Genomic DNA, 20,174 nt, shown 5'->3' on the forward strand with positions numbered 1-20,174 from the left:
GTTGTAAAAAGTGTAGGGGCCTTAGCTCAGCTGGGAGAGCGCAACACTGGCAGTGTTGAGGTCAGCGGTTCGATCCCGCTAGGCTCCACCAATTTCAAGCTTCTGGTTAGATGCCAGAGCTTAGTCTTGATAGGCGGGTGCCTGTTAAGCGCATAAAGCGGGAATAGCTCAGTTGGTAGAGCACAACCTTGCCAAGGTTGGGGTCGCGAGTTCGAATCTCGTTTCCCGCTCCAAATTTTGAAGTAGGCGACAATGTCGCGAGCTGGAACGCCAGCCCGGTCGATCTCGTTTCCCGCTCCAGATTTAACAAAAAGCCAGTGCAGTACGCATTGGCTTTTTTGTTTGTCTCGCGACCGTCGCTCGCGAGCTGGGATGCCAGTCCAATCGATCTCGTTTCACGCTCCAGATTTTGCAGTAGGCGACAAGGTCGTGAGCTGGAACGCCAGTCCACGAGGCGCCGTCCGGGTCGATCTCGTTTCCCGCTCCAGATTACTCAATTAAGCCGAAGCAGTAATGTTTCGGCTTTTTTGTTTGTGTTGTCATATCCCGCCAAGCGGCTGCATTCAGCCAGTTCCTTTGTGGCTCATTGAAATTGGCAATTTTTGCTCCTTAGTTGCTGGCAAGGCTTAATGTCTGCTGAGGCAGAAGATACAATGCGGTTTCGTTGGCTTCGGCCTGACAGTTTTTTGAATGGATACCGAGTATGTCCTGGACCGATAGGATCTCTCCGAGCATTCGCTCACGCGCAGCCGACGTCAAGTTGGTGGTGTTTGATGTTGATGGTGTATTGACTGATGGCACGCTTACCTACGGTGGCAGTGGCGAACAAGTTAAGCACTTCAATGTAAAAGATGGCGTTGGTGTTAAATTGCTGCAGTGTTTTGATATTGCCACCGCGATCATCTCCGCCAAGCAGTCCGATGCGCTGGCGCGTCGGGCAAGTGATTTGGGCGTTCAGTACTTTTATCCGGGGGCGAAGGACAAGTGGCCTTGTCTGCAGGAGGTTCTGACCGATCTGGATATCACCCCTGAGCAGGTCTGTTACGTTGGCGATGATGTCATTGATCTGAAAGTCATGACTCGTGTGGGGTTGGCGATTGCACCTGACGATGGTTTCTGGATGGTGAAGGATCGCGCCCACTATGTCACTAGCGTGGGTGGTGGCAAGGGTGTCGCTCGAGAGGTGGCCGATCTGGTTCTGGGAAGTCGAATGTCGTTGGAAGACGCGTATATCAAGGCAATGTTGCCGGAGTTTGAGGGGCAAAAAAAGTGAAAGCACTGGTTACTGGCGTAGCGGGTTTTATTGGTTCCTATGTCGCCCGCAGTTTGATTGATAAAGGGTATGAGGTTGTCGGGATTGATAACCTGAACGATTACTACGAAGTCAGCCTCAAGCACGCTCGTCTGGAGTGGGTGCGTGAAAAAGACGGCTTTGAATTTGTCGAGATGGACCTGGCAGACAAAGACGCCGTTACTCGCTTGTTTGCAGAGCACACCTTTGATCGCGTGATTAACCTCGCAGCACAGGCTGGGGTTCGATACTCCATCGAGAACCCGGATGTTTACGTTCAGAGCAATCTGGTGGGTTTTGTGAATATCCTCGAGGCATGCCGCCATCAGAAAACCGCCCATCTGGTGTTTGCCTCCTCCAGCTCGGTTTATGGCTTGAACACCAAATTGCCGTTTGCAACGGACGATAGTGTCGATCACCCGGTGTCCCTCTACGCGGCGACCAAAAAGTCCAATGAGCTGATGGCTCACACGTACGCTCATTTGTACGGTTTGCCTGTAACCGGATTACGCTTCTTCACGGTTTACGGCCCATGGGGTCGTCCGGACATGGCAGCCTGGGGCTTCACCAAAAACATCATGGCCGGCAACACCATCAACGTATACAACTACGGCAAGATGCAGCGTGACTTCACCTACATCGATGACATTGTTGAAGGTGTTGTTCGTATTACCGAGAAAATTCCAACGGGTGTAGAAGGTTGGACGCCAGAGTCTGGCGACAAGAGCCGTAGCAGTGCGCCTTACAAGATCTACAACATTGGCAATCACAACAGTGTCGAGCTGGGCGAGTTTATTTCTACGCTGGAAAGCGCCATTGGTAAAAAAGCCGATATCAATTACATGGAAATGCAGCCGGGTGATGTCGTAGCGACTCACGCCAATGTTGATGATCTGGTTGCTGATGTCGACTTCGCCCCGAATACTCCTTTGTCAGAAGGCTTGAGCCGCTTTGTTGAGTGGTACAAGGCTTATCACAACCAATAAACGGATGTTTATGAACGACTATAAAATTGTTATCCCGGCGCGCTACGGCTCCAGCCGTCTGCCGGGTAAGCCGCTGATTGAGTTGGCCGGAAAGCCAATGGTTCAGCACGTGTACGAGCGTGCCGTCGAAACGGGCGTGAAAGACATTGTTATTGCGACCGATGATGATCGTATTGCGGAAGCTGCTCGTGGCTTTGGTGCTGATGTGGTGATGACATCCGTTGACCATGAAAACGGCACAGAGCGCATTGCTGAAGTGGTCAAACTCAAGGGCTGGGCTGACGATGCCGTGGTGGTCAATCTGCAAGGTGACGAACCGCTGATTCCCAAGGCGCTGGTCGAACAAACCGCTAGCGGCCTGTTGCAGCACCCGGAAGCGGGTATGAGCTCTCTGTGTACGCCGATTCATTCCGATGACGACGCTTTCGATCCGAACGTTGTGAAAGTCGTCACCGATAAAACCGGCTTTGCGATGTATTTCAGCCGCGCCTCGATTCCCTGGGATCGCGATGGCTACAAGGTACAGCCTGGAGTCAAAACCAGCAAAATGCCGGTGTACCGCCATATTGGCATGTACGGTTATCGGGTTGGTTTCCTGAATCAATATGCTTCCATGGAAGTATCGCCGGTTGAGCAGGTTGAATCGCTCGAGCAGCTGCGTGCTTTGTGGCACGGCGTGAAGATTCATATGTCGGTGATTGATGAGCCGCCGGGCCATGGTGTTGATACACCAGACGACGTTACCCGGGTAGAACAGCTGCTGGCGGAACTTGCGGGTCAGTAATCGTTCATACAGTGGTGGTAGTAATAAGCGGGCATTGCCCGCTTATTTTTTGCCTGATATAAGCTTGTACAGGTTTTGGTTCGTATTTGTAGGAGATGTTATGGCCATTAAGGAGTTTCTGAAGCGTTCTTCCTTCATCGAGCTGCTGGGCTACGCGGGTTTATTGCCATTTGCGCTGGCGTTGGTCATGGCAACTTTGGGGGTGCTGGAAGGCGTGCGCCTGTTCGAGGCCTATTCAGCCATGATTCTGGCCTTTATGGCTGGCAGTTGTTGGGGTGTTGCGCAGAGTCACCATGAGCGAGCGGGTTATGTGACACCGGCGGTGGCGATTGCGGTGTTTCTTTGGGCGTTGGCTGCCTGGTGGTTTATTGGTTGGCTGGGTCAGCAGGTGGCATTGATTGGATTGCTGACAGGTTACGTGGCGCTGTTTGTCTTGGAGCAAAGAGAGTTGTTCCGACAGGCTTATTCGGCCTCCTACAAACGCTTGCGCCGGAACCTGACGTTAATCGTTTCAGGATTCCACCTGGTGATGCTGCTTGTACTCGGAAATGGTGTATGAGTCTTTATGCGCCAGTTGCGGTGCGAAAAAACACTCTCAGCCTGTAGTCGAGGCCAGCGTCACAAGTACACGCGTTTGAGCGCTTGGCTGCGTTGTCCTTCTTCAAGCAGCAAATGCAGCTGCCATTGGAGCTTGCTAACGGTGTCAACGTCGTATGGACAGCCATCATAGGGCGTGTTCAGCCCGGGCTTGATGGCAGGGCTGGCAAACCAGCCGTATTGACCAAACAACCAATACGACTGCTTCAGTTGTGGGTTGATTCGAACCTCGAAACGCGAATCCAGACGCGCAGCCAGCTTCAGCAGCGGTAAGTCGTGGATGTCTTTATCGTGTTTTAACAGCAGACAAATCTTACGGGATTTGAAGCGTTTTGCGGCTACTAGCAAGGCGTCCATCAGGCGTGGTTGATGCCAACGCAGCTGCTCTGGTGTGTCGAGGGCAATGGTCAGCGACGACATCGGCTGGCTTAACATGGAAATCAGAAAGCCTTCGGCCTGAATGCTTTCATGCAAAGGCCAGCTATTGCTGTCTTTGCCGAGCATCAAGTGGTGCTTGTGGCTTTCATCGATGTTGCCAGAGAGTGGCAGTTCGATCATCACGTGGGGGATGCCGGCGTCGTCAAACAATTCACCACTGGCATGGAAGCCCAGTCGCCAATAGAAGGGCAGGGCGTAGCACTGGGCGGTCGCTTTGAGTGATGTCATGTTTTTGGACTGTGCCAGCTGGATAACCGCTTTCACCAGTTTGGCGCCAATGCCGTACTGGCGATAATTGCGCAGTACCGCCAGGCGTCCGAACTTGCCATTGGGCATCAGGCGAATGCAGCCAACGGTGCTGTCTTCTCCGGTTTCCGCATTCCTGACGGTGGCGATGATGTAGTCAGCGCCAATTTCTTCAGCAGCGATCCATTCATCGGCGGGATCAATGCCTTGCTCTTCGATATATACCAATTGGCGAACGTGACGAATCTCTGATTCGTATTGATGCCACTGGGTTTGCTGCAAGGAAATGTTCATTTCAATCCCGCCGGTTGCCTTATTCCTGTTCGTAAATCAGCTGCGCCAGCCACAGTGACCTGAGCAGGTTATAGCCCTTTTCTGAACAGGATACAGTTGCGATGGTCGCAGCCGGGTATTGGTTGCTGGCTGACAGCAGGGCAGCCAGGTCGGCGTCTTCGGCATCCAGCTCGTAGCTTTTGCCCTGAGCGTAGAAGCGAAGGCCGCTGTCCAGTTGCTGGAACGCAAAGCGCGCTTGTTCGGCGCGGCGCAAATCTGGCATGGAGCCATGCTGGGCACGCCACAGATCCCACTCTTCTTCGTCCAGTGCGTCAGCCTGATGTTCCGGGTATTTAGCTTCTGTCATCAGGTTGCCAAGAATGTCGCCCAGTAATTCGGGCTTCAGCATGGCGTCTTCAATCAGTTGTTTCAGACGAGCCTTGGCGGTGTCGGTGATTTCACCAACAGGGCCTTCGAACGGCTGATAGTCCGGGTCAGCGTAGCGCTGGTCTTCGTTGCTGGTTTCCAGCACACGATCCAGAGCGGATTGTGCCAGTTCCGCCTGCGAAGGCGCGCGGAAGCCGATGGAGTAGGTTTGGCATTCGCCCTGGGAAATACCGTAATGCGCCAGTTGTGGTGGCAGGTACAGCATATCGCCCGGGTTCAGCACCCAGCGGTTAGTTTCTTCGAAACTTTCCAGAATGCGGATTTTAGGGCCCTTCAGAATCGACGACTGTTCGTTGCACATTTGGCCAATGCGCCACTCGCGCTGACCTTCGGCTTGCAGCAGGAAGACGTCGTACTGATCGTAGTGAGGGCCAACGCTGCCGCCATCGACCGCGTAGGAGATCATCAGATCATCAATACGCCAGGTTGGCAGGAAGCGGAAGTGCTCCAACAGGTCGGCGGCTTCCGGAATCCAGTGGTCAACGCCCTGAACCAGCAGGGTCCATTTGTCTTCTGGCAGCTGGCCATAGGTTTCTTCGCTGAACGGTCCCTTCATGATGTCCCATGGGCCGTCTTGGCCTTCTTCAATCACGATGCGGGACTCGATTTCGTCTTCCAGAGACAGGCCGGCCAGTTCATCGGCGGCCAGCAATGGTTCGAAATCAGGCCAGGCGTTGCGAATCAGAACCGGCTTCTTTTGCCAGTAGTCGCGCAAAAACTCTTCAATGCTCAAGTCGCCAAGAATATGCATGGGTCAGACTCATTCCAGTGATGGTGGCTTCCCGGTATCCGTTATTGGGCGGTACCAGGAGCCAGAAATTATGAAAATACAACTCAGTGTATGTGATGGCGAAGCAGGCTTTGGCTGCTCGCGCCAGTTTGACTGCAATGCTGTGCACGCTAACACGCTGGGCCATGTGTGCAATCTGCCAGGATCAAAAAAGCCCGGCTTAACCGGGCTTTTTTACAGGGCCAGCTTACTGGCTCAATATCAAACCGCTTTGGCTTGAGCTTCTGCGTTACCGATGTAAGCAGCAGGCGTCATGGCGTTCAGCTCGGCTTTCACGGCCTCTGGCAGTTCCAGGCTGGCAATGAATTCGCCCATGGCATCCTGAGTGATGGCTTTGCCGCGGGTGAAGGCTTTCAGCTTTTCGTATGGCTGTTCGATGCCGTAACGACGCATCACTGTTTGAATAGGCTCAGCCAGAACTTCCCAGGCGTTGTCCAGATCTTCAGCCAGGCGCGCAGCGTTCACTTCCAGCTTGCTGATGCCTTTCAGAGTGGCAGCGTAAGCGATCATGCTGTAACCACAACCAACGCCCATGTTACGCAGAACAGTGGAGTCAGTCAGGTCGCGCTGCCAGCGGGAGATAGGCAGTTTGGTGGCCATGTGGCCGAAAACAGCGTTGGCCAGACCGAGGTTGCCTTCGGAGTTTTCGAAGTCGATCGGGTTAACCTTGTGCGGCATGGTGGAAGAACCCACTTCGCCAGCAATGGTGCGCTGCTTGAAGTAACCGTTGGAGATGTAAGCCCAGATGTCACGGTCGAAGTCGATCACGATGGTGTTGAAGCGGGCGATAGCATCGAACAGTTCAGCGATGTAGTCGTGTGGCTCGATCTGGGTAGTGTATGGGTTCCACTTGATGCCCAGAGAGGTCACAAACTGTTCGGCGTTGGCCTGCCAGTCAACATCAGCGTAAGCGGACAGGTGAGCGTTGTAGTTACCAACGGCACCGTTAATTTTACCCAGCAACTCAACCGCTTTGATCTGGGCGATTTGACGCTCCAGACGAGCAACCACGTTGGCCATTTCCTTACCCAGAGTGGTAGGGGACGCAGTCTGACCGTGAGTACGGGACAGCATTGGCAGGGCAGCGTGCTCGTGGGCCAGCTTGCGGATTTCGTCAGCGATGGTCTGCATGTCGTTCAGCAGCACTTCGCGGCCGTCGCGCAGCATGATGGCGTGAGACAGGTTGTTGATGTCTTCGGAAGTACAGGCGAAGTGAACGAATTCGTTAACGGCGTTCAGTTCGGCGTTGTCGGCGAATTGTTCCTTGATGAAGTACTCAACCGCTTTTACGTCGTGGTTGGTGGTCGCTTCGATGTCCTTGATGCGCTGGGCATTTTCTTCGCTGAAGTTGTCAACGATGCTGTTCAGCAGGGCGTTGGCTTCGGCAGAGAACGCTGGAACTTCGGCGATAGCTTCGTGCTCAGCCAGACGCTGCAACCAGCGAATTTCCACTTCAACGCGAGCACGGATCAGACCGAACTCGGAAAATACCGGGCGCAGGGCCTTGGTTTTGCTGCCGTAGCGGCCATCAATAGGAGAAATTGCAGAGAGTGCAGACAGTTCCATAGACGTTTCCTGATGGATTCAAAAGATCAGTGAACGGGCGACGCTTGTGGTGCTTGTGCCGACGGTGTTCTGACCGCAGCTTTACAGACGCACAAGGATGAGCCCCGAAAAAGGCGCGCAAGTGTACCGGAATCTGAGTTTTTTCTCATCCGTTTCGTGAAAGGTCAGCGAACTTTTTGCAACCCTGACCCTTTTCGGGTGGTCGATGATGGTATTATGCCGCCGCGTTTGCAGCGCTCCTTATTTTGATGGTTAGAAACTGATGCCCGATTTTTTGTTGAATTACTCTCATGATCCCATGTGGCTGGTGCTGGTGGTGATTGTGTCTACCTTTATGCTGGAAGACCTCGCCATCATCGGCTCTGGTATTCTGGCGGCCAGTGGACAGCTGCCTGCGGAAGTGGCGTTTGCAGCAACCTGTGTGGGTATGTTTATTGGCGACTCGGCTTTGTACTTGCTAGGTCGTGGGGCATTGATCTGGCCGTGGTTGAACAAACGTTTTGAACATCCGCTGATCCAGCGTCAGGTCGCGCCGTTGCAACAAGCGCCCTGGCACCAATTGGCGTTAATCCGCTGTATGCCGGGGTTGCGTACCTTCGGCTACATTGCCTGCGGCCTGGCTAAAGTGCCGGGCAGTACGTTTACCATTGCCAACGTGGTGTCCATCGTTGTGTGGGCAGCGGGATTGTTTGGCGTGGCGTTTTTTCTGGGGCGTCGTTATGCCGACCAGATGCACGAATGGCTGTGGTTCCTGTTACCGGTGGCTCTGGTTTTGTTCGTGCTTGGGCAGCGTAAGATCAAAAAGAATATGGAAGAAAGCCCGGCCTGATAGTCTGGCGTGGCGTAAATAAAAAAGCGGCTGAGGATTACTCCTCAGCCGCTTTTTTGTATCTTGCGTTTGGGTGCGCTTAGTAAGCCGCAGTCACGCTGAATTCCACCAGAATCTGTGGGCGTGCCATGCGCGCTTCAACACAAGCGCGGGCTGGCTTTTCTACGTTGGCAATCCAGGCGTCGTACACTTCGTTCATGGCGGCGAAGTCTTTCATGTCGCGCACGTAGATGGTGATCGACAGCAGGTTTTCACGGCTGGTGCCGGCTTCTTCCAGCAGGGCGTCGATCTTGTCGAGGCAGCCCTGGGTTTGCTCCTTGATGCCCCAGTCTTTGTCAGTCGGGCACGCCGTTTGGCCGCACAGGTAAACGGTACCGTTGTGCTTGACGATGCGGCTCATGCGCTCGGTGCTCTGGATGCGTTCAATGGATGGCATTAGACATTCCTTGGTAAACAATTCGTTCGGTGTTGTAAATCAGGCAAACGCGACCGCGCCTTTGTGCAGGCCTTCAAAAGCTCGCACTTGAACTGCGTTGTCTGGCAGTTCACGCTTGATCACCTTGGCCAGGTGGGTCGCAATCAGCTCAACAGTAGTTTCTGTATCCATCAGATAACAGTGTTGTTTTTCAATCTTTAGTTTGAAATAGCCCTGTGGCGCGGTGTAGGCAAATTCGTAATGAGAGGCGGTTTCGCCAATCAGATCGGATTCAGTGCCAATGTAAATGTCGCGCCAGCGTTCTGCCCATTCGCTTTCCAGTGCGGCGGAACGGGCTTCGTCGACGGAAATCTCGATACGGGAGCGGTGACCGTGAGCAATGCGCTGGCAGTTGCCGTTGTGCTTCTTCAGGCCGTGGCTGTAATGATAGAACGCGGCGTCAATGGCTTCTGGCTCAAACGTCAGCTGTAGTTGTTCAACACTGATAGGGAAATGTTCTGCCAATTGGGCAATACACCAGCGCGATACCGTGGCGTCGTTGATTACGTCAGCATCCACCAGTGCAACGGCTTCCAGTGGGCAGTCCAGCTCGATGCTGCCGCGTTGGGATTGCCATTGCAGTTGAACACGCTCGGCGTTGTATTCGATGGTCAAATTGGCGGACTGGGTTGGTACCAGCAAGCGGTGATCCAGCTCATCGTCCAGCCAGTTGCGCAGGGTTTTCTTGACCACGCCAAAGTCGCACACCATGCCTTGTTCATCCAGTGCGCCATTCAGCAGCGCGGACGCCAGCCAGGTTTCTCCGACCATGCCACGTTCGGCATCAAGAAAACTGAAATCTACATTGGTGAGCTGATTGACGAATAACTGCATGTTTGGATACCTCAAAGCGGGGCCGCATTCTAACCAAGGCATTTCCAATTGGCACGGGTGCAGCCAAACTTTCTGCCATTTGCTGACGCTTTTGAACTCTTGTTGCTCTGGTGGGTCGATCAAAGCCTGCTATTATGGCGCTCATTTGTGTGCCCAAAAGTATGGTTTGTGCCTTTGGGCACATCAAAACCGAATCAAATCAGGATTGTTGTTCGTATGCACAAGCGTTTTGGCGGGCTGGTGGCAGCCGCTTTTATTGCAACCGGCCTGGCTGGCTGTTCTTCCGGCAGTAGTGATTCCGATACCGTCACGGTGGATGTTCGGGCTGCTCAGGGTGGTCTTCAGGATGCCTATATCTGGTCTGTCGCGGTAACCGAAGGTGGCCAGGTCGATACCACCAGCTCCGGTACTCTGGATTACACCGAATACGATACCGACGATGATAATTCCGTCGATATCACTATCTCGGCTGAAGAAGTCCAGCAGTTCACGCTGATTGGCAAAACCTACGATGAAGAACTGGACGATGACGGCACCAGCTGGCGTTGCCAGTGGGTTGACGGCTGTACCGACGAAGATGGCAATGGCGTCGCCTTTGGTGAACGTTATGAAATGACCGGTGAGCGCTGGCGTTCAGTGGCTTACGATCTGGCCGAAGATGAAGTGATTCGGATTACGCCGTTCACGGATCTGGCAGCAACGCTGGGCTACGGTCTGCTGTACATCGAATCCACCTCTGAATGGTCGACCACGGGTTATTACTCGGCCTGGTCAGTGCTTCAGTCGGTCAATCAGGTATCCAAAATCATTGGTGTGGATGATGTACAGGTAACCCAGCCTGCGGACCTGTCTCGCATCGACAACTACACCGGTGACCAAACCGCCATGCTCGACCGCATCCGTTACGGTGCTCTGGTTGCTGCCTGGATTAATCTGGAAGAATCCTGGACCGGAACTGACTCCCTGTTCGATACCGTTGGAGCAGAGCTGGTGGCTAACTCCGGTCAGTTGATGCAGGCGGCTGGTGATCAGACCCTGAATCTGAAAGACCTGTTCCAGTCTGCTCGTGACAATCTGGCAGCACTGGATGTGACCAACAGCACCGCGCAAACCTACGTTGATGCGGTTATTTCCGGTTTTGATGCTGACATTGCTTCACTGACGGATGAAACGCTGACCACTGCGGTACCGGATACCATCGAATCCATGATTGGCTCCGATGACTACGAAGACTTCACCGTTGGTCTGGCGCGCAGCAAGGCGTTTCTGGATGTGCTGCGTAACTACGGCGAGAACTTCTTCGAAGACGGCTACCGTGAACAGGTAGACGCCTACGTCGATATGATCAAACAGGTTGGTGACGACAATGAAGAAGCCTTCAACACCATTCTGACGGCCTACATTCAGACCTACGAGTTCTACTCCGACTGTTACATCAATGTGGGTTGTCCAACCCCGGACTACAGCGAATACACCTGGTTGACGGATTACGACGACAGCCAGATTTCCAGCGGTCGTTTGTCTCTGAACGGCGGTGACATTGTGGTGACCCAGCGCGTTGCGGATACCAACACCACCGACGAAGAGGACGAACCCACCCAGTCTCACGCCATTGATGTTCTGATTGTTGGCTCTTACCAGTCGGGCAATCTGATTTTCAACGTCGATCATTACTACGAAGACGACGATGAAGACAACGACATCGAACTGCCGTCTGCTGTGCGCGTGTACTTCACCGACGAAGTGTCACTGCTGGATGATCCGGCAACCAACGAAGTGTTGGGTTACGAACTGCGTTGGGGTGACTTTGAGTTTTACGACCAGACGACTCTGGGTACCGCTGATGAATTGCAGGTAGATGGCAGCTTCCGTCTGTTCTACCGTGGTGTGCGTGATCCACAGGACAGCACCTCTGAACTGCGCTTTAACATCGACACCGTGGCACTGGACGGCCGTATCTCGGATGCGCGCACCGACGACGATGACGACGATGACGACTACACCAACATCGACATTACAGCCACCGCTGCCAATGCCTCCGAGTACTACCCGGACAAAACCTGGGCATCGTTTAATGGCTTCTTTACGCCAAACTCCGGTACAGATAACCAGAGCGGCAGCGTAGAAACCGCACTGGTGACTTACCGCACGGGTACTCAAACCGTATCCGGTTCTGACGTTCAGTATCTGGATCTGATCATCCCGATGGGTGAATCCGTGCGCTATCGCCTGTATCCAAACGTGCTGCGTGAAGACGAAGACGACCGCGATGACGATGACGACACCGACGAGCTGCTTTACACCTATGACACCGAAGAGTGCTACCTGGTTGAGGGTGATTCCGACTGGGAAGTGTCCAGCTGTGAGCCAAAAGACCGCTACTACGGTGAAACCACGTTTGAAGAGTTCACCAACGACCTGTGGGCCGATGGTTTGCTGTCCCGCATTGAAGTGGACGGCCGCGGCACCTACTTTGTTGAATGGCCAGCGGTAACCGGTGACACCGGTTCTTGTCTGGTGTTGGATACACTGACCGAAGAAGGTGATAGCTTCGACGGCACCTTGTACGACGAGTTGGTACTGGGCCTGAATGGCTTGCGCTTCCGTACCATGATCAACCTGGACGGTGAGCCGGATACCTTGTTCGACTCCTACATCAGTGCCCCAACCAGCGATACCTACTCGGTGACGGCTGCGTTGTCTCACGACTACAGCAGCACCAGCAGCAGTGGCAACATCAACATTGGCTATGGCTCTTACGTGGACCGTATCCGCCTGAGCTACAGCACCAGCTACGAGTTTGACACCGTAGGTTCCTTGTCTGTGTACAAGGACGGCGCCAGCCTGACTTGGGCTGATGGCACCACTGAAACTCACGATAGCACGCTGACGGCTTACGTAAGTCAGATCAAGGACATTGATCCGCTGCCGTACACTTACTACGTTGATAACGAAGGCAACTATCAGCGTTGTGTTACTTCGAACACTGCAGACGATAACGCGGCGTTTGATCTGGACACCGCGACCTTCTACCTCAACTACCGTGACGTGATTTACGGTTCTGTATCGAAAGAAAACGGTACCTGGATCGTGCGCTACATCGACGGCACCTTCGAAACCTTGCAGTAAGCAATGCCTGCAATAAGGTTTCGGTAAAACAAAAACGCCCGCTTTCACGCGGGCGTTTTTGTTTGGATCAGCAGCAGGGGAAGTTTATGCAAACAGCCAGGTATGCCAGCCAATGCGCCAGGCAACGCCAACCATAGCTCCCAGTACCGCCGGTTTAACGACGCCGCCAACACGTTTACCTGCGGCTGCCAGAATGGCCACACCCGCCACGTCCAGCGGACAAAGCAGCAGCCCCGCCAGCAGGTTGATTTGTTGCGATGACAGTGCACCAGCCTGAAATTGTTCAACCGCAATCCCCATCATGGCTGTGCCGCCAGCAATGTACTTGGTGATGGCCAGCAGCAGCGTTTGGGTTGGGTAGCCCAAATATTCAAACAAAAAGGCCAGGTTAACTTCCAACCAGCCAATCACCCCGGTCAGACGAATCAGGTTAACTGCCACAATCGATACCACCAGCAGTGGCAGCGCACCAATGGCAATGTTCCAGGCGTCTTTGCCTGCATGGCGGATCACATCCAGCAAATTACCTTTGCCTTCCGCATCCAGCTCTATGGGCTCATCGGCTTCCGTTTCGGCACTGCTGAGCGTTCGTCCGGTGACGTAAAAAGTAACCGCGGCAGCCAATAGACCACCCGACAAGGCAATCAGCATGGTCGGCAAAATTTGCAGGCCCACAGCAGCCATGGGAAACACCACATTGGCCTGAGCCATAGCCAGTACCATCGCCAGGGTTGCTGCAATATGGCGCGAAGAGGTGCCGTTTCTGGCCATTAACGCCAAAGTGGCAATGGGAGCGGCGAAGCTCACCAGCATGACCTGTAACAGCGCAAACACCCCGAGCCCGGTCAGGCCCAATGGACGCAGCAGCGGGGCAACCGCCGCAACAATTTTGGGCAGCCAACCAATCCACTCCAGCCAGCGCATGATGCTGAGCATGACGATCATGATGGGTAGAAGAACAAACAGGGCCAGGTCGACGGCGGCCCGGCCGGAAGAAAGCAGTGTGCTGGCAATAGCGTCCATGGAAGGTTCCTTGTGTGACGCCACAGGGTAACAAAAATGGAAGGTCTACCGAATCAGCGTTAGGTAGGGGATGCAGTTACTGGCACTCGCATAGGCCAAACGGTGGAATTGAATGGAATGGAATAAAAAGGGCGGCTTGCGCCAGGGCGAAGCAAACCGCCAAGGGGGTGAGGGTTCGCAGAGCGATAGGTGATTATTGCAAAGTGAAACCGGGAGCGATTCGGTTGGCCAGTACTACCCGTGTACAGGGGTTGTGCTGGTTCTCCGGAATCCAGGGGTTTTCACCGCTACAGCCGATCTCTATCTGCTGAATCTTGCCGCCGCTGGCAAGGAAGGCAGCAATATCTTGTTCCAGCTGCTTTTGTCGAGCGTCGGCTTTGGGTTGCTGTTTACGCGCCATAATTCGATCTCCTACTCAACTTACCTGTTCAATGTATAGGTATTGTATAGGTATGGTCAAGCATATGGATTGAAATATTTAGTTGGGCGGAGTGAATGGCGAATACATGATGATCAGTACTTTGGTAGGCATTTATTTCCTGAATGGCAAGTATCGTTTGTATGCCGGTTACTTGGCGCTCTGAGTGGCGGCTATACTCGGTGCACCAAGAACAGGTTAGAGCTGTCAGAAACAGTGCTCCTGGAAGAGACAATTGGAGCGGCTGACCAATAAGTATTTTTACCGTTCCCAACCACGAGAGGCCCAAGATGACTGGATACGTTCAGAAGGGTGGCATTCAAATCGCCCAAGCCCTGTATGACTTCGTAAATGAAAAGGCAATTCCCGGCACTGGCGTAAACGCCGATGTCTTCTGGGCTGAATTCGACACCATCGTCAACGAGCTGGCCCCGAAAAACCGTGCCTTGCTGGAAAAACGCGATGACCTGCAAGCCAAAATCGACGCTTACCACACCGAGCGTAAAGGCACTGCGCACAACGCAGACGAGTACAAGGCGTTCTTGCAAGACATTGGTTACCTGTTGCCACAAGCCGACGATTTCCAGGCCACGACTGAAAACGTAGAGCCTGAAATCGGTACTATGGCCGGTCCACAGCTGGTGGTTCCGGTAATGAATGCACGCTTTGCATTGAACGCCGCCAATGCGCGCTGGGGTTCTTTGTACGACGCTCTGTATGGTACTAACGTACTGTCTGAAGACGGCGGTGCGGAAAAGACCAAAGAATACAACCCGGCCCGTGGTGCCAAGGTGATCGCCTACGCTCGCGACGTATTGGATCAGGCTGCTCCATTGGCTGCCGGCTCCCATGCTGATAGCACGGGCTACAGCATTGCCAGCGGTGCATTGGTTGTCACCCTCAAAGACGGCTCGACCACCGGCCTGGCCAATCAGGAGCAACTGAAAGGCTACAACGGTGAAGCAGAAGCACCGACGGCTATCTTGTTGCAAAACAACGGCTTGCACCTGGAAGTTCAGGTTGATGCCAGCTCACAAATTGGTGCAACCGACCCGGCAGGTATCAAAGACATTCTGGTTGAGTCGGCCCTGACCACCATTATGGACTGTGAAGACTCCGTTGCTGCCGTAGACGCTGAAGACAAGGTCATTACCTACAGCAACTGGCTGGGCCTGATGCGTGGCGACCTGCAAGAATCCGTAACCAAAGGCGGCCAAACCTTCACCCGTACCATGAACCCGGATCGTGAATACACCGGTCTGTACGGCGAAACCGTGAAGCTGAAAGGCCGCTCCATGCTGTTCATTCGTAATGTTGGTCACCTGATGACTAACCCGGCGATGCTGGACGCCAACGGCAATGAAGTACCGGAAGGCATCATGGACGCCATGGTGACCACGCTGTGTGCTATGCACGACCTGAAAGGCAACGCGCCATTCAAGAACAGCACCACCGGTTCTGTGAACATTGTTAAGCCAAAAATGCACGGTCCTGAAGAAGTGGCGTTCGCCAACGAACTGTTTGGCCGTGTAGAAGATGCACTGGGTCTGCCACGCTTCACCATGAAGATGGGTATCATGGACGAAGAACGTCGTACCACCGTGAACCTGGGCCGTTGTATCGAAGCAGCAAAAGACCGCGTTGTGTTTATCAACACCGGCTTCCTGGATCGCACGGGTGACGAAATTCATACCTCCATGCTGGCTGGTCCTTTCGTACCAAAAACCATCATGAAGCAGCAGCTGTGGATCAACAGCTATGAAAACTGGAACGTCGACACCGGTCTGAAATACGGCCTGCAAGGTCGCTCCCAGATCGGTAAGGGCATGTGGCCAATTCCGGATGAAATGGGCCAGATGATGGAGCAGAAAATCGGCCATCCAAAAGCCGGTGCCAACACGGCGTGGGTTCCATCACCAACCGCCGCTACCTTGCACGCACTGCATTACCATCAGGTAAACGTGTTTGCCGTACAGGAAGAGCTGAAACAGCGTCAGTTTGCCTCTGTTGACGACATCCTGACCATCCCGCTGATGACTGAAGAGCAGAAAGCGGCGCTGACCGAAGAGCAAATTCAACGTGAAATCGACAACAACTGTCAGGGCATCCTCGGTTACGTTGTGCGCTGGATTGACCAGGGCGTTGGTTGTTCCAAAGTGCCAGACATCAACAACGTTGGCCTGATGGAAGACCGCGCGACCCTGCGTATTTCTTCCCAGCACGTGGCTAACTGGCTGGAGCACGGCATCTGTACCCGTGAACAGGTAGAAGATAGCCTCAAGCGCATGGCCGCTGTTGTAGATGGCCAGAACGCCGGTGATGCTGCGTACATCAACATGGCTCCAGGCTTTGACGGCATTGCTTTCAAAGCTGCCTCTGACCTGATCTTCAAGGGTAAAGAGCAGCCAAGTGGTTACACCGAGCCACTGCTGCACGCTTACCGCCTGAAGTTCAAAGCGGCTCAGTAAGTCACTTCAAGTTGTTGCAGGGGCGGGTGATCTACCCGTACCCCTGAACACTCAAAAAACCCGATCAGTGAAAGCTGGTCGGGTTTTTTAATGAACGCCATTTCAAATCGAGATGTGGCAATGCGATGCATCAGTATTTGCGTGTTTTTGAGCCAAATTACATCAATGGCGAGTTTGTAATGGGCTGTTGAATTGCTGATCAGTAACGACTTCTTTACTGTATAAGATTATCAGTGGAAACACGGGCATTTGTCCGAACAAGGAGGTTTTCCCGTGCTCAAGTCCCGAGATGAATGCAAACCCTGGCTAGCCGTATTCACCAGTAGCGTATTGGCGCTGGTTTTGGTGGGTTGCGGTGGTGAAACCCCTCATCGGGATTCCGCAGACGGCGACGGAAATGCGGCTGAACAGACGGGGTCTGATACCGACACTGAAACAGATACCGGTGGCGATACGGACAGCGGCTCGGACGCTGGTGATACCGACGCGTCTGATCCTGATACCGATACTGGTACTGATACTGATACTGGTACTGATACTGATACTGATACTGATAACAGTGACTCAGATACGGACAGCGGCTCAGATAGCGATGTCGAGACAGACCCCGTTACCGAACCCGAGCCAGACGTAAATCCGGCGCCGGGCAATTATCCTGAAATTACCGTTCTGGCGGGCTCCACCGCCACCGTTGAATCAAATTATCGCGTTTACCTGCAAGCCAACACCGCGGACGACAGCATTGCCTATCAATGGTTTTTAACGTCTGGCAGTCTGGTTGAAATATCGGGGGCGCAAACCGCATTGGCGTCGTTCATTAGCCCGCTGGTTGATGCCCGAACAGAATATCGCTTTACGCTCACGGAAACCTCTGACGGCGTGACATCTACTGTGACCACCATCTACGTGGTGCCAGAAGCCGAAGCGGTGACAGCGGCCGAAGGCATATCGGCATCTGGCGTTACGCGTGGTGCTAACTACCCGACGGGCATCAACAGCGACTGCACCGGCGAAACCATTGCCTATCAGGATTGTTATCGCGCCGGCGAAGGGTCGTCGGCCAGCTCACGTTTCACCAAACTGGACAATAACGGCAATGCATTGACTGCCGGAGCCTCGGAGTGGGCGTGCGTAAAAGACGAATTGACCGGGCTGGTGTGGGAGAAGAAAACCCGCGATGGCAGCCTGCGGGACAAGGATTCCAACTCTTATCAATGGGGCGGAGGCGCTGGCACTGACGTGGTTGGTTCCTCATGGGATGAGCTGCAGACCCTGCTCAATACCGATCAGGTGTGTGGCTTTGATAACTGGCGAGTACCCAGTCGCCGGGAGCTGGTGGGCCTGGTCGACTATGGGGTTACCCGCCCTGTGATTAATGAGGATTACTTCCCCAATACGGCGTCCAAGCATTACTGGACCATGAATCGAGGTGTGTCTGGCATGCCTTGGGCGGTAGATTTCGACACCGGCGCACTGAGTCAGATTTCGTCTACCAGTGAGGAGCGAGTTCGCATGGTCGCGACGCCTGCGGTTGAATCAGGGGCGGAATCAGGGGAGACGCTCTAATGGGCCATATCATGTCGTCATCACGCCACACTTCGATTTATATACGTCGTGTACGCCTTCAGGCCAAACTGCTGCCAACCAGGCTTTCGAATACCTCGCTGATTGTGGCGTCGCTTTGTTTGCCATCAATTCCGGTACAAGCTGCCCAGCTATGCCTCGATGAGACAACCATGGTGCGTGTAACGGCTGAGCAGGAAAATCTGTGCAATGGCAATGTTGTGGATCAGCGTACCGGCTTGATGTGGGCAGCATGTGACGCGGGCTTGGCAGGCAATGGTTGTGAAACTGGTAGCGTAGAGCTGAAGAACTGGCAGCAGGCACTGCAATACGTCGAGTCACTGAATGTGTCCGGGGGCTTGAACGGTTTTAGCGACTGGCGTCTGCCCTCCATCAAGGAATTGAACGCATTGACGGAGCCTGCCTGTATCAACCCGAGTTATTCCTTGCAGGCCTTCACTGACCAAACCGACTTTACTCCCGAAAAGCGCTGGTGGACGGCAACCCCAGCGATGCTGACCAGCGAGCAGCTGGAAGAAGGCGTTACAACGTCTGCGGACGGTTTTAGCTGGGCCTTGGATTCGGCATCCGGGGCAATTGCCGCAGCGCCAAGAACGGATGCGCTAAGGGTGCGACTGGTTAGAACCACTTACAGCTACGACGCTGAAAGCTCGTGCCGGTAGGACACTTGATACTGTTTATTTATACAGTATCTTGAGAGTTTTACGCCGCCAGTCATTTTTCCGAAGGTTGTTCAAAAGATGATCAGATGACGTAGCCACGCAGTAAATACAGTGCGTGAAGGTAGATTTTTATCGTTATAAAGAGCATTTTTTGAACAATTTTCAGGCGGGTCTTCTGAATATATGCCCAATTTCTCGGGGTGTCTAAAAGCACTGTTTATTTATACAGTATTTAGATGCAGGGTAAAGGCTGGGGGATTACAGGTCAGCCGCCGTTATCGCGTCTTTCTATCTCGCCTCGTACTGCATCCATCTTAAGCAGGGCATCCTCTATCTCCTGCATCACCTCCGCAGCAATAGGTTTAATCCCTTCCAGTTGCGCTTTATCTTGTTCAATCATGGTCAGAGCGAACTTGCTGTACTCATCTGGAGTTAATCGGTAGTGGGCAAGGAAGTGACTCATGCTGGCGTTGACCGTGTTTACGTAGTCAGTAGTTTGGAGGTTCTCGTACTTGACCTGAAAGGATTGGTAGACAGAGGCTGAAAAAACAATAAACGCGCCATAACACGCCATTGTATTCCCGCTGAATCTGGCAGTGATTGATGGCGGGATGATTTGCCTGCTGAAAAAGTCATTCACCTTGGCTCCATGGATGGAATACATGTACAGGATCAATACGGCAGAAAATATAGCCAAAGAGAGCTCAGTTCCAACCACAAGAGAAGAAACCTCGAGTTTTGCGCTAACAACACCACCTGCCGGTGTGATCATTTCCAGAGTTGCGGAATATCCAAGCAACAGAACAAAAAAATGCCCCAATACTTTCAGTATGAATTGAGCCTCTTTGAGTCTGAATAGCACACCTGCCAGCAGTCCGAGCGGCAGAAGGATGCTCATTAACCCATTGTCATTGCTGCCAAGTATCGCGTAGGCGATTAAAGCGATAACGGCGATGGACAGTTTTTTTGGCATCCGTTAGCCCCGAAAAATAGTAGTGGCAATAGTGAAACTGAATCTGGTGAGCCCAGGGCTGAGAATTGGGCAGCCTTGTTATGGCTGCCATGGGTAGACCCCGAAGGCTGCAACTAAAACAACGGCAACCATGACCATGACAGGCAACCCTCATTTCCGGCTTTTACTCTCTTCCATAAGATCGACACTCTTCAATGGCTCAATTTTTAAGTCGATGAGATAAAGTACGAAGGTTATGGAGAGGAATGCTGCTGTGGCAATCGGGAGATATGCGAGCAACAGAAAAAACAAAGCCAGGAAAAGGATTCCCACACGGTCGATGAACAAAACTTTCCACGGGAGCGCTGCTTTTGGGTGTTCC

The 20,174-nt window shown here is 53.3% G+C and carries 17 protein-coding genes and 2 tRNA genes; 11 read left to right on the plus strand and 8 right to left on the minus strand.

Annotated features, from left to right (window positions below; genetic code table 11):
* Positions 1 to 15: 15 nt before the first annotated feature.
* From G516_RS0109480 to G516_RS23880, 6 genes are all read left to right on the plus strand, one after another.
* Positions 16 to 91, plus strand: a tRNA-Ala gene (locus G516_RS0109480).
* 66 nt (positions 92 to 157) lie between these two features.
* Positions 158 to 233, plus strand: a tRNA-Gly gene (locus tag G516_RS0109485).
* A gap of 470 nt (positions 234 to 703) precedes the next feature.
* Positions 704 to 1,273 (plus strand): KdsC family phosphatase, encoded by a 570-nt coding sequence (locus G516_RS21855; RefSeq protein ID WP_036535650.1) that lies wholly within the window; start codon positions 704 to 706, stop codon positions 1,271 to 1,273.
* Entirely contained in the window at positions 1,270 to 2,277 is a 1,008-nt protein-coding gene (locus G516_RS0109495) for an NAD-dependent epimerase (RefSeq protein ID WP_028293453.1), read from the plus strand. Before G516_RS21855 ends, G516_RS0109495 begins: the two co-directional genes overlap by 4 nt.
* Positions 2,278 to 2,287: 10 nt before the next feature.
* On the plus strand, positions 2,288 to 3,061 hold the full coding sequence (gene kdsB / locus G516_RS0109500) for a 3-deoxy-manno-octulosonate cytidylyltransferase (protein ID WP_028293454.1): 774 nt from the start codon (positions 2,288 to 2,290) through the stop codon (positions 3,059 to 3,061).
* Between the two features lie 100 nt (positions 3,062 to 3,161).
* On the plus strand, positions 3,162 to 3,620 hold the full coding sequence (locus G516_RS23880) for a DUF3429 domain-containing protein (protein ID WP_028293455.1): 459 nt from the start codon (positions 3,162 to 3,164) through the stop codon (positions 3,618 to 3,620).
* A gap of 59 nt (positions 3,621 to 3,679) precedes the next feature.
* On the opposite strand, the gene G516_RS0109510 is transcribed toward G516_RS23880, so the two are convergent.
* The 3 genes from G516_RS0109510 to purB all read right to left on the minus strand — a co-directional run bounded on the left by G516_RS0109510 (position 3,680) and on the right by purB (position 7,418).
* Complete coding sequence (locus G516_RS0109510) at positions 3,680 to 4,636, minus strand: GNAT family N-acetyltransferase (protein ID WP_028293456.1); 957 nt, start codon at positions 4,634 to 4,636, stop codon at positions 3,680 to 3,682.
* Positions 4,637 to 4,655: 19 nt separating this feature from the next.
* Entirely contained in the window at positions 4,656 to 5,813 is a 1,158-nt protein-coding gene (locus G516_RS21865; RefSeq protein WP_036535655.1) for a cupin domain-containing protein, read from the minus strand.
* A 240-nt stretch (positions 5,814 to 6,053) separates the two neighbouring features.
* The gene (purB, locus tag G516_RS0109520; RefSeq protein WP_028293457.1) at positions 6,054 to 7,418 is read right to left on the minus strand and encodes an adenylosuccinate lyase; all 1,365 of its coding nucleotides are present in this window, start codon (positions 7,416 to 7,418) and stop codon (positions 6,054 to 6,056) included.
* Between the two features lie 262 nt (positions 7,419 to 7,680).
* Between purB and G516_RS0109525 the strand changes: the two genes are divergently transcribed.
* On the plus strand, positions 7,681 to 8,247 hold the full coding sequence (locus G516_RS0109525) for a DedA family protein (RefSeq protein ID WP_028293458.1): 567 nt from the start codon (positions 7,681 to 7,683) through the stop codon (positions 8,245 to 8,247).
* Between the two features lie 79 nt (positions 8,248 to 8,326).
* Here the strand turns inward: G516_RS0109525 and G516_RS0109530 are convergent, their stop codons facing one another.
* Positions 8,327 to 8,683, minus strand: coding sequence for a RidA family protein (locus G516_RS0109530; RefSeq protein ID WP_028293459.1), 357 nt, complete (start codon positions 8,681 to 8,683; stop codon positions 8,327 to 8,329).
* A gap of 39 nt (positions 8,684 to 8,722) precedes the next feature.
* On the minus strand, positions 8,723 to 9,556 hold the full coding sequence (locus tag G516_RS0109535) for a 6-carboxytetrahydropterin synthase (RefSeq protein ID WP_028293460.1): 834 nt from the start codon (positions 9,554 to 9,556) through the stop codon (positions 8,723 to 8,725).
* 216 nt (positions 9,557 to 9,772) lie between these two features.
* Here G516_RS0109535 and G516_RS0109540 point away from each other — a divergent pair, with 216 nt between their 5' ends.
* Entirely contained in the window at positions 9,773 to 12,685 is a 2,913-nt protein-coding gene (locus G516_RS0109540) for a hypothetical protein (protein ID WP_028293461.1), read from the plus strand.
* Between the two features lie 84 nt (positions 12,686 to 12,769).
* Here the strand turns inward: G516_RS0109540 and G516_RS0109545 are convergent, their stop codons facing one another.
* Positions 12,770 to 13,708, minus strand: a complete 939-nt coding sequence (locus G516_RS0109545) for a nucleoside recognition family protein (RefSeq protein ID WP_028293462.1) — start codon at positions 13,706 to 13,708, stop codon at positions 12,770 to 12,772.
* Positions 13,709 to 13,901: 193 nt separating this feature from the next.
* Complete coding sequence (locus G516_RS0109550) at positions 13,902 to 14,108, minus strand: hypothetical protein (RefSeq protein WP_028293463.1); 207 nt, start codon at positions 14,106 to 14,108, stop codon at positions 13,902 to 13,904.
* 308 nt (positions 14,109 to 14,416) lie between these two features.
* Here G516_RS0109550 and G516_RS0109555 point away from each other — a divergent pair, with 308 nt between their 5' ends.
* From G516_RS0109555 to G516_RS23885, 3 genes are all read left to right on the plus strand, one after another.
* A complete protein-coding gene (locus G516_RS0109555) occupies positions 14,417 to 16,594 on the plus strand; it encodes a malate synthase G (RefSeq protein ID WP_028293464.1) in 2,178 nt (725 codons plus the stop codon).
* Between the two features lie 273 nt (positions 16,595 to 16,867).
* Complete coding sequence (locus tag G516_RS0109560) at positions 16,868 to 18,160, plus strand: Lcl C-terminal domain-containing protein (protein WP_028293465.1); 1,293 nt, start codon at positions 16,868 to 16,870, stop codon at positions 18,158 to 18,160.
* A gap of 11 nt (positions 18,161 to 18,171) precedes the next feature.
* Entirely contained in the window at positions 18,172 to 18,840 is a 669-nt protein-coding gene (locus G516_RS23885) for an Lcl C-terminal domain-containing protein (protein ID WP_169449517.1), read from the plus strand.
* A gap of 265 nt (positions 18,841 to 19,105) precedes the next feature.
* On the opposite strand, the gene G516_RS0109570 is transcribed toward G516_RS23885, so the two are convergent.
* Positions 19,106 to 19,813: a hypothetical protein gene (locus tag G516_RS0109570; protein WP_028293466.1), complete on the minus strand. Its 708-nt coding sequence runs from the start codon at positions 19,811 to 19,813 to the stop codon at positions 19,106 to 19,108.
* Between the last annotated feature and the right edge of the window lie 361 nt (positions 19,814 to 20,174).

Source organism: Oceanobacter kriegii DSM 6294, from assembly GCF_000422845.1.
In the GTDB taxonomy this organism is placed as follows: Bacteria; Pseudomonadota; Gammaproteobacteria; order Pseudomonadales; family Oceanobacteraceae; genus Oceanobacter; species Oceanobacter kriegii.

Coding starts and splice junctions, on each gene's coding strand:
- G516_RS21855 (WP_036535650.1), top strand. CDS start 704: ATGTCCTGGACCGATAGGATCTCTCCGAGCATTCGCTCACGCGCAGCC.
- kdsB (WP_028293454.1), top strand. CDS start 2,288: ATGAACGACTATAAAATTGTTATCCCGGCGCGCTACGGCTCCAGCCGT.
- G516_RS23880 (WP_028293455.1), top strand. CDS start 3,162: ATGGCCATTAAGGAGTTTCTGAAGCGTTCTTCCTTCATCGAGCTGCTG.
- G516_RS0109510 (WP_028293456.1), bottom strand. CDS start 4,636: ATGAACATTTCCTTGCAGCAAACCCAGTGGCATCAATACGAATCAGAG.
- G516_RS21865 (WP_036535655.1), bottom strand. CDS start 5,813: ATGCATATTCTTGGCGACTTGAGCATTGAAGAGTTTTTGCGCGACTAC.
- purB (WP_028293457.1), bottom strand. CDS start 7,418: ATGGAACTGTCTGCACTCTCTGCAATTTCTCCTATTGATGGCCGCTAC.
- G516_RS0109525 (WP_028293458.1), top strand. CDS start 7,681: ATGCCCGATTTTTTGTTGAATTACTCTCATGATCCCATGTGGCTGGTG.
- G516_RS0109530 (WP_028293459.1), bottom strand. CDS start 8,683: ATGCCATCCATTGAACGCATCCAGAGCACCGAGCGCATGAGCCGCATC.
- G516_RS0109535 (WP_028293460.1), bottom strand. CDS start 9,556: ATGCAGTTATTCGTCAATCAGCTCACCAATGTAGATTTCAGTTTTCTT.
- G516_RS0109540 (WP_028293461.1), top strand. CDS start 9,773: ATGCACAAGCGTTTTGGCGGGCTGGTGGCAGCCGCTTTTATTGCAACC.
- G516_RS0109545 (WP_028293462.1), bottom strand. CDS start 13,708: ATGGACGCTATTGCCAGCACACTGCTTTCTTCCGGCCGGGCCGCCGTC.
- G516_RS0109550 (WP_028293463.1), bottom strand. CDS start 14,108: ATGGCGCGTAAACAGCAACCCAAAGCCGACGCTCGACAAAAGCAGCTG.
- G516_RS0109555 (WP_028293464.1), top strand. CDS start 14,417: ATGACTGGATACGTTCAGAAGGGTGGCATTCAAATCGCCCAAGCCCTG.
- G516_RS23885 (WP_169449517.1), top strand. CDS start 18,172: ATGTCGTCATCACGCCACACTTCGATTTATATACGTCGTGTACGCCTT.
- G516_RS0109570 (WP_028293466.1), bottom strand. CDS start 19,813: ATGCCAAAAAAACTGTCCATCGCCGTTATCGCTTTAATCGCCTACGCG.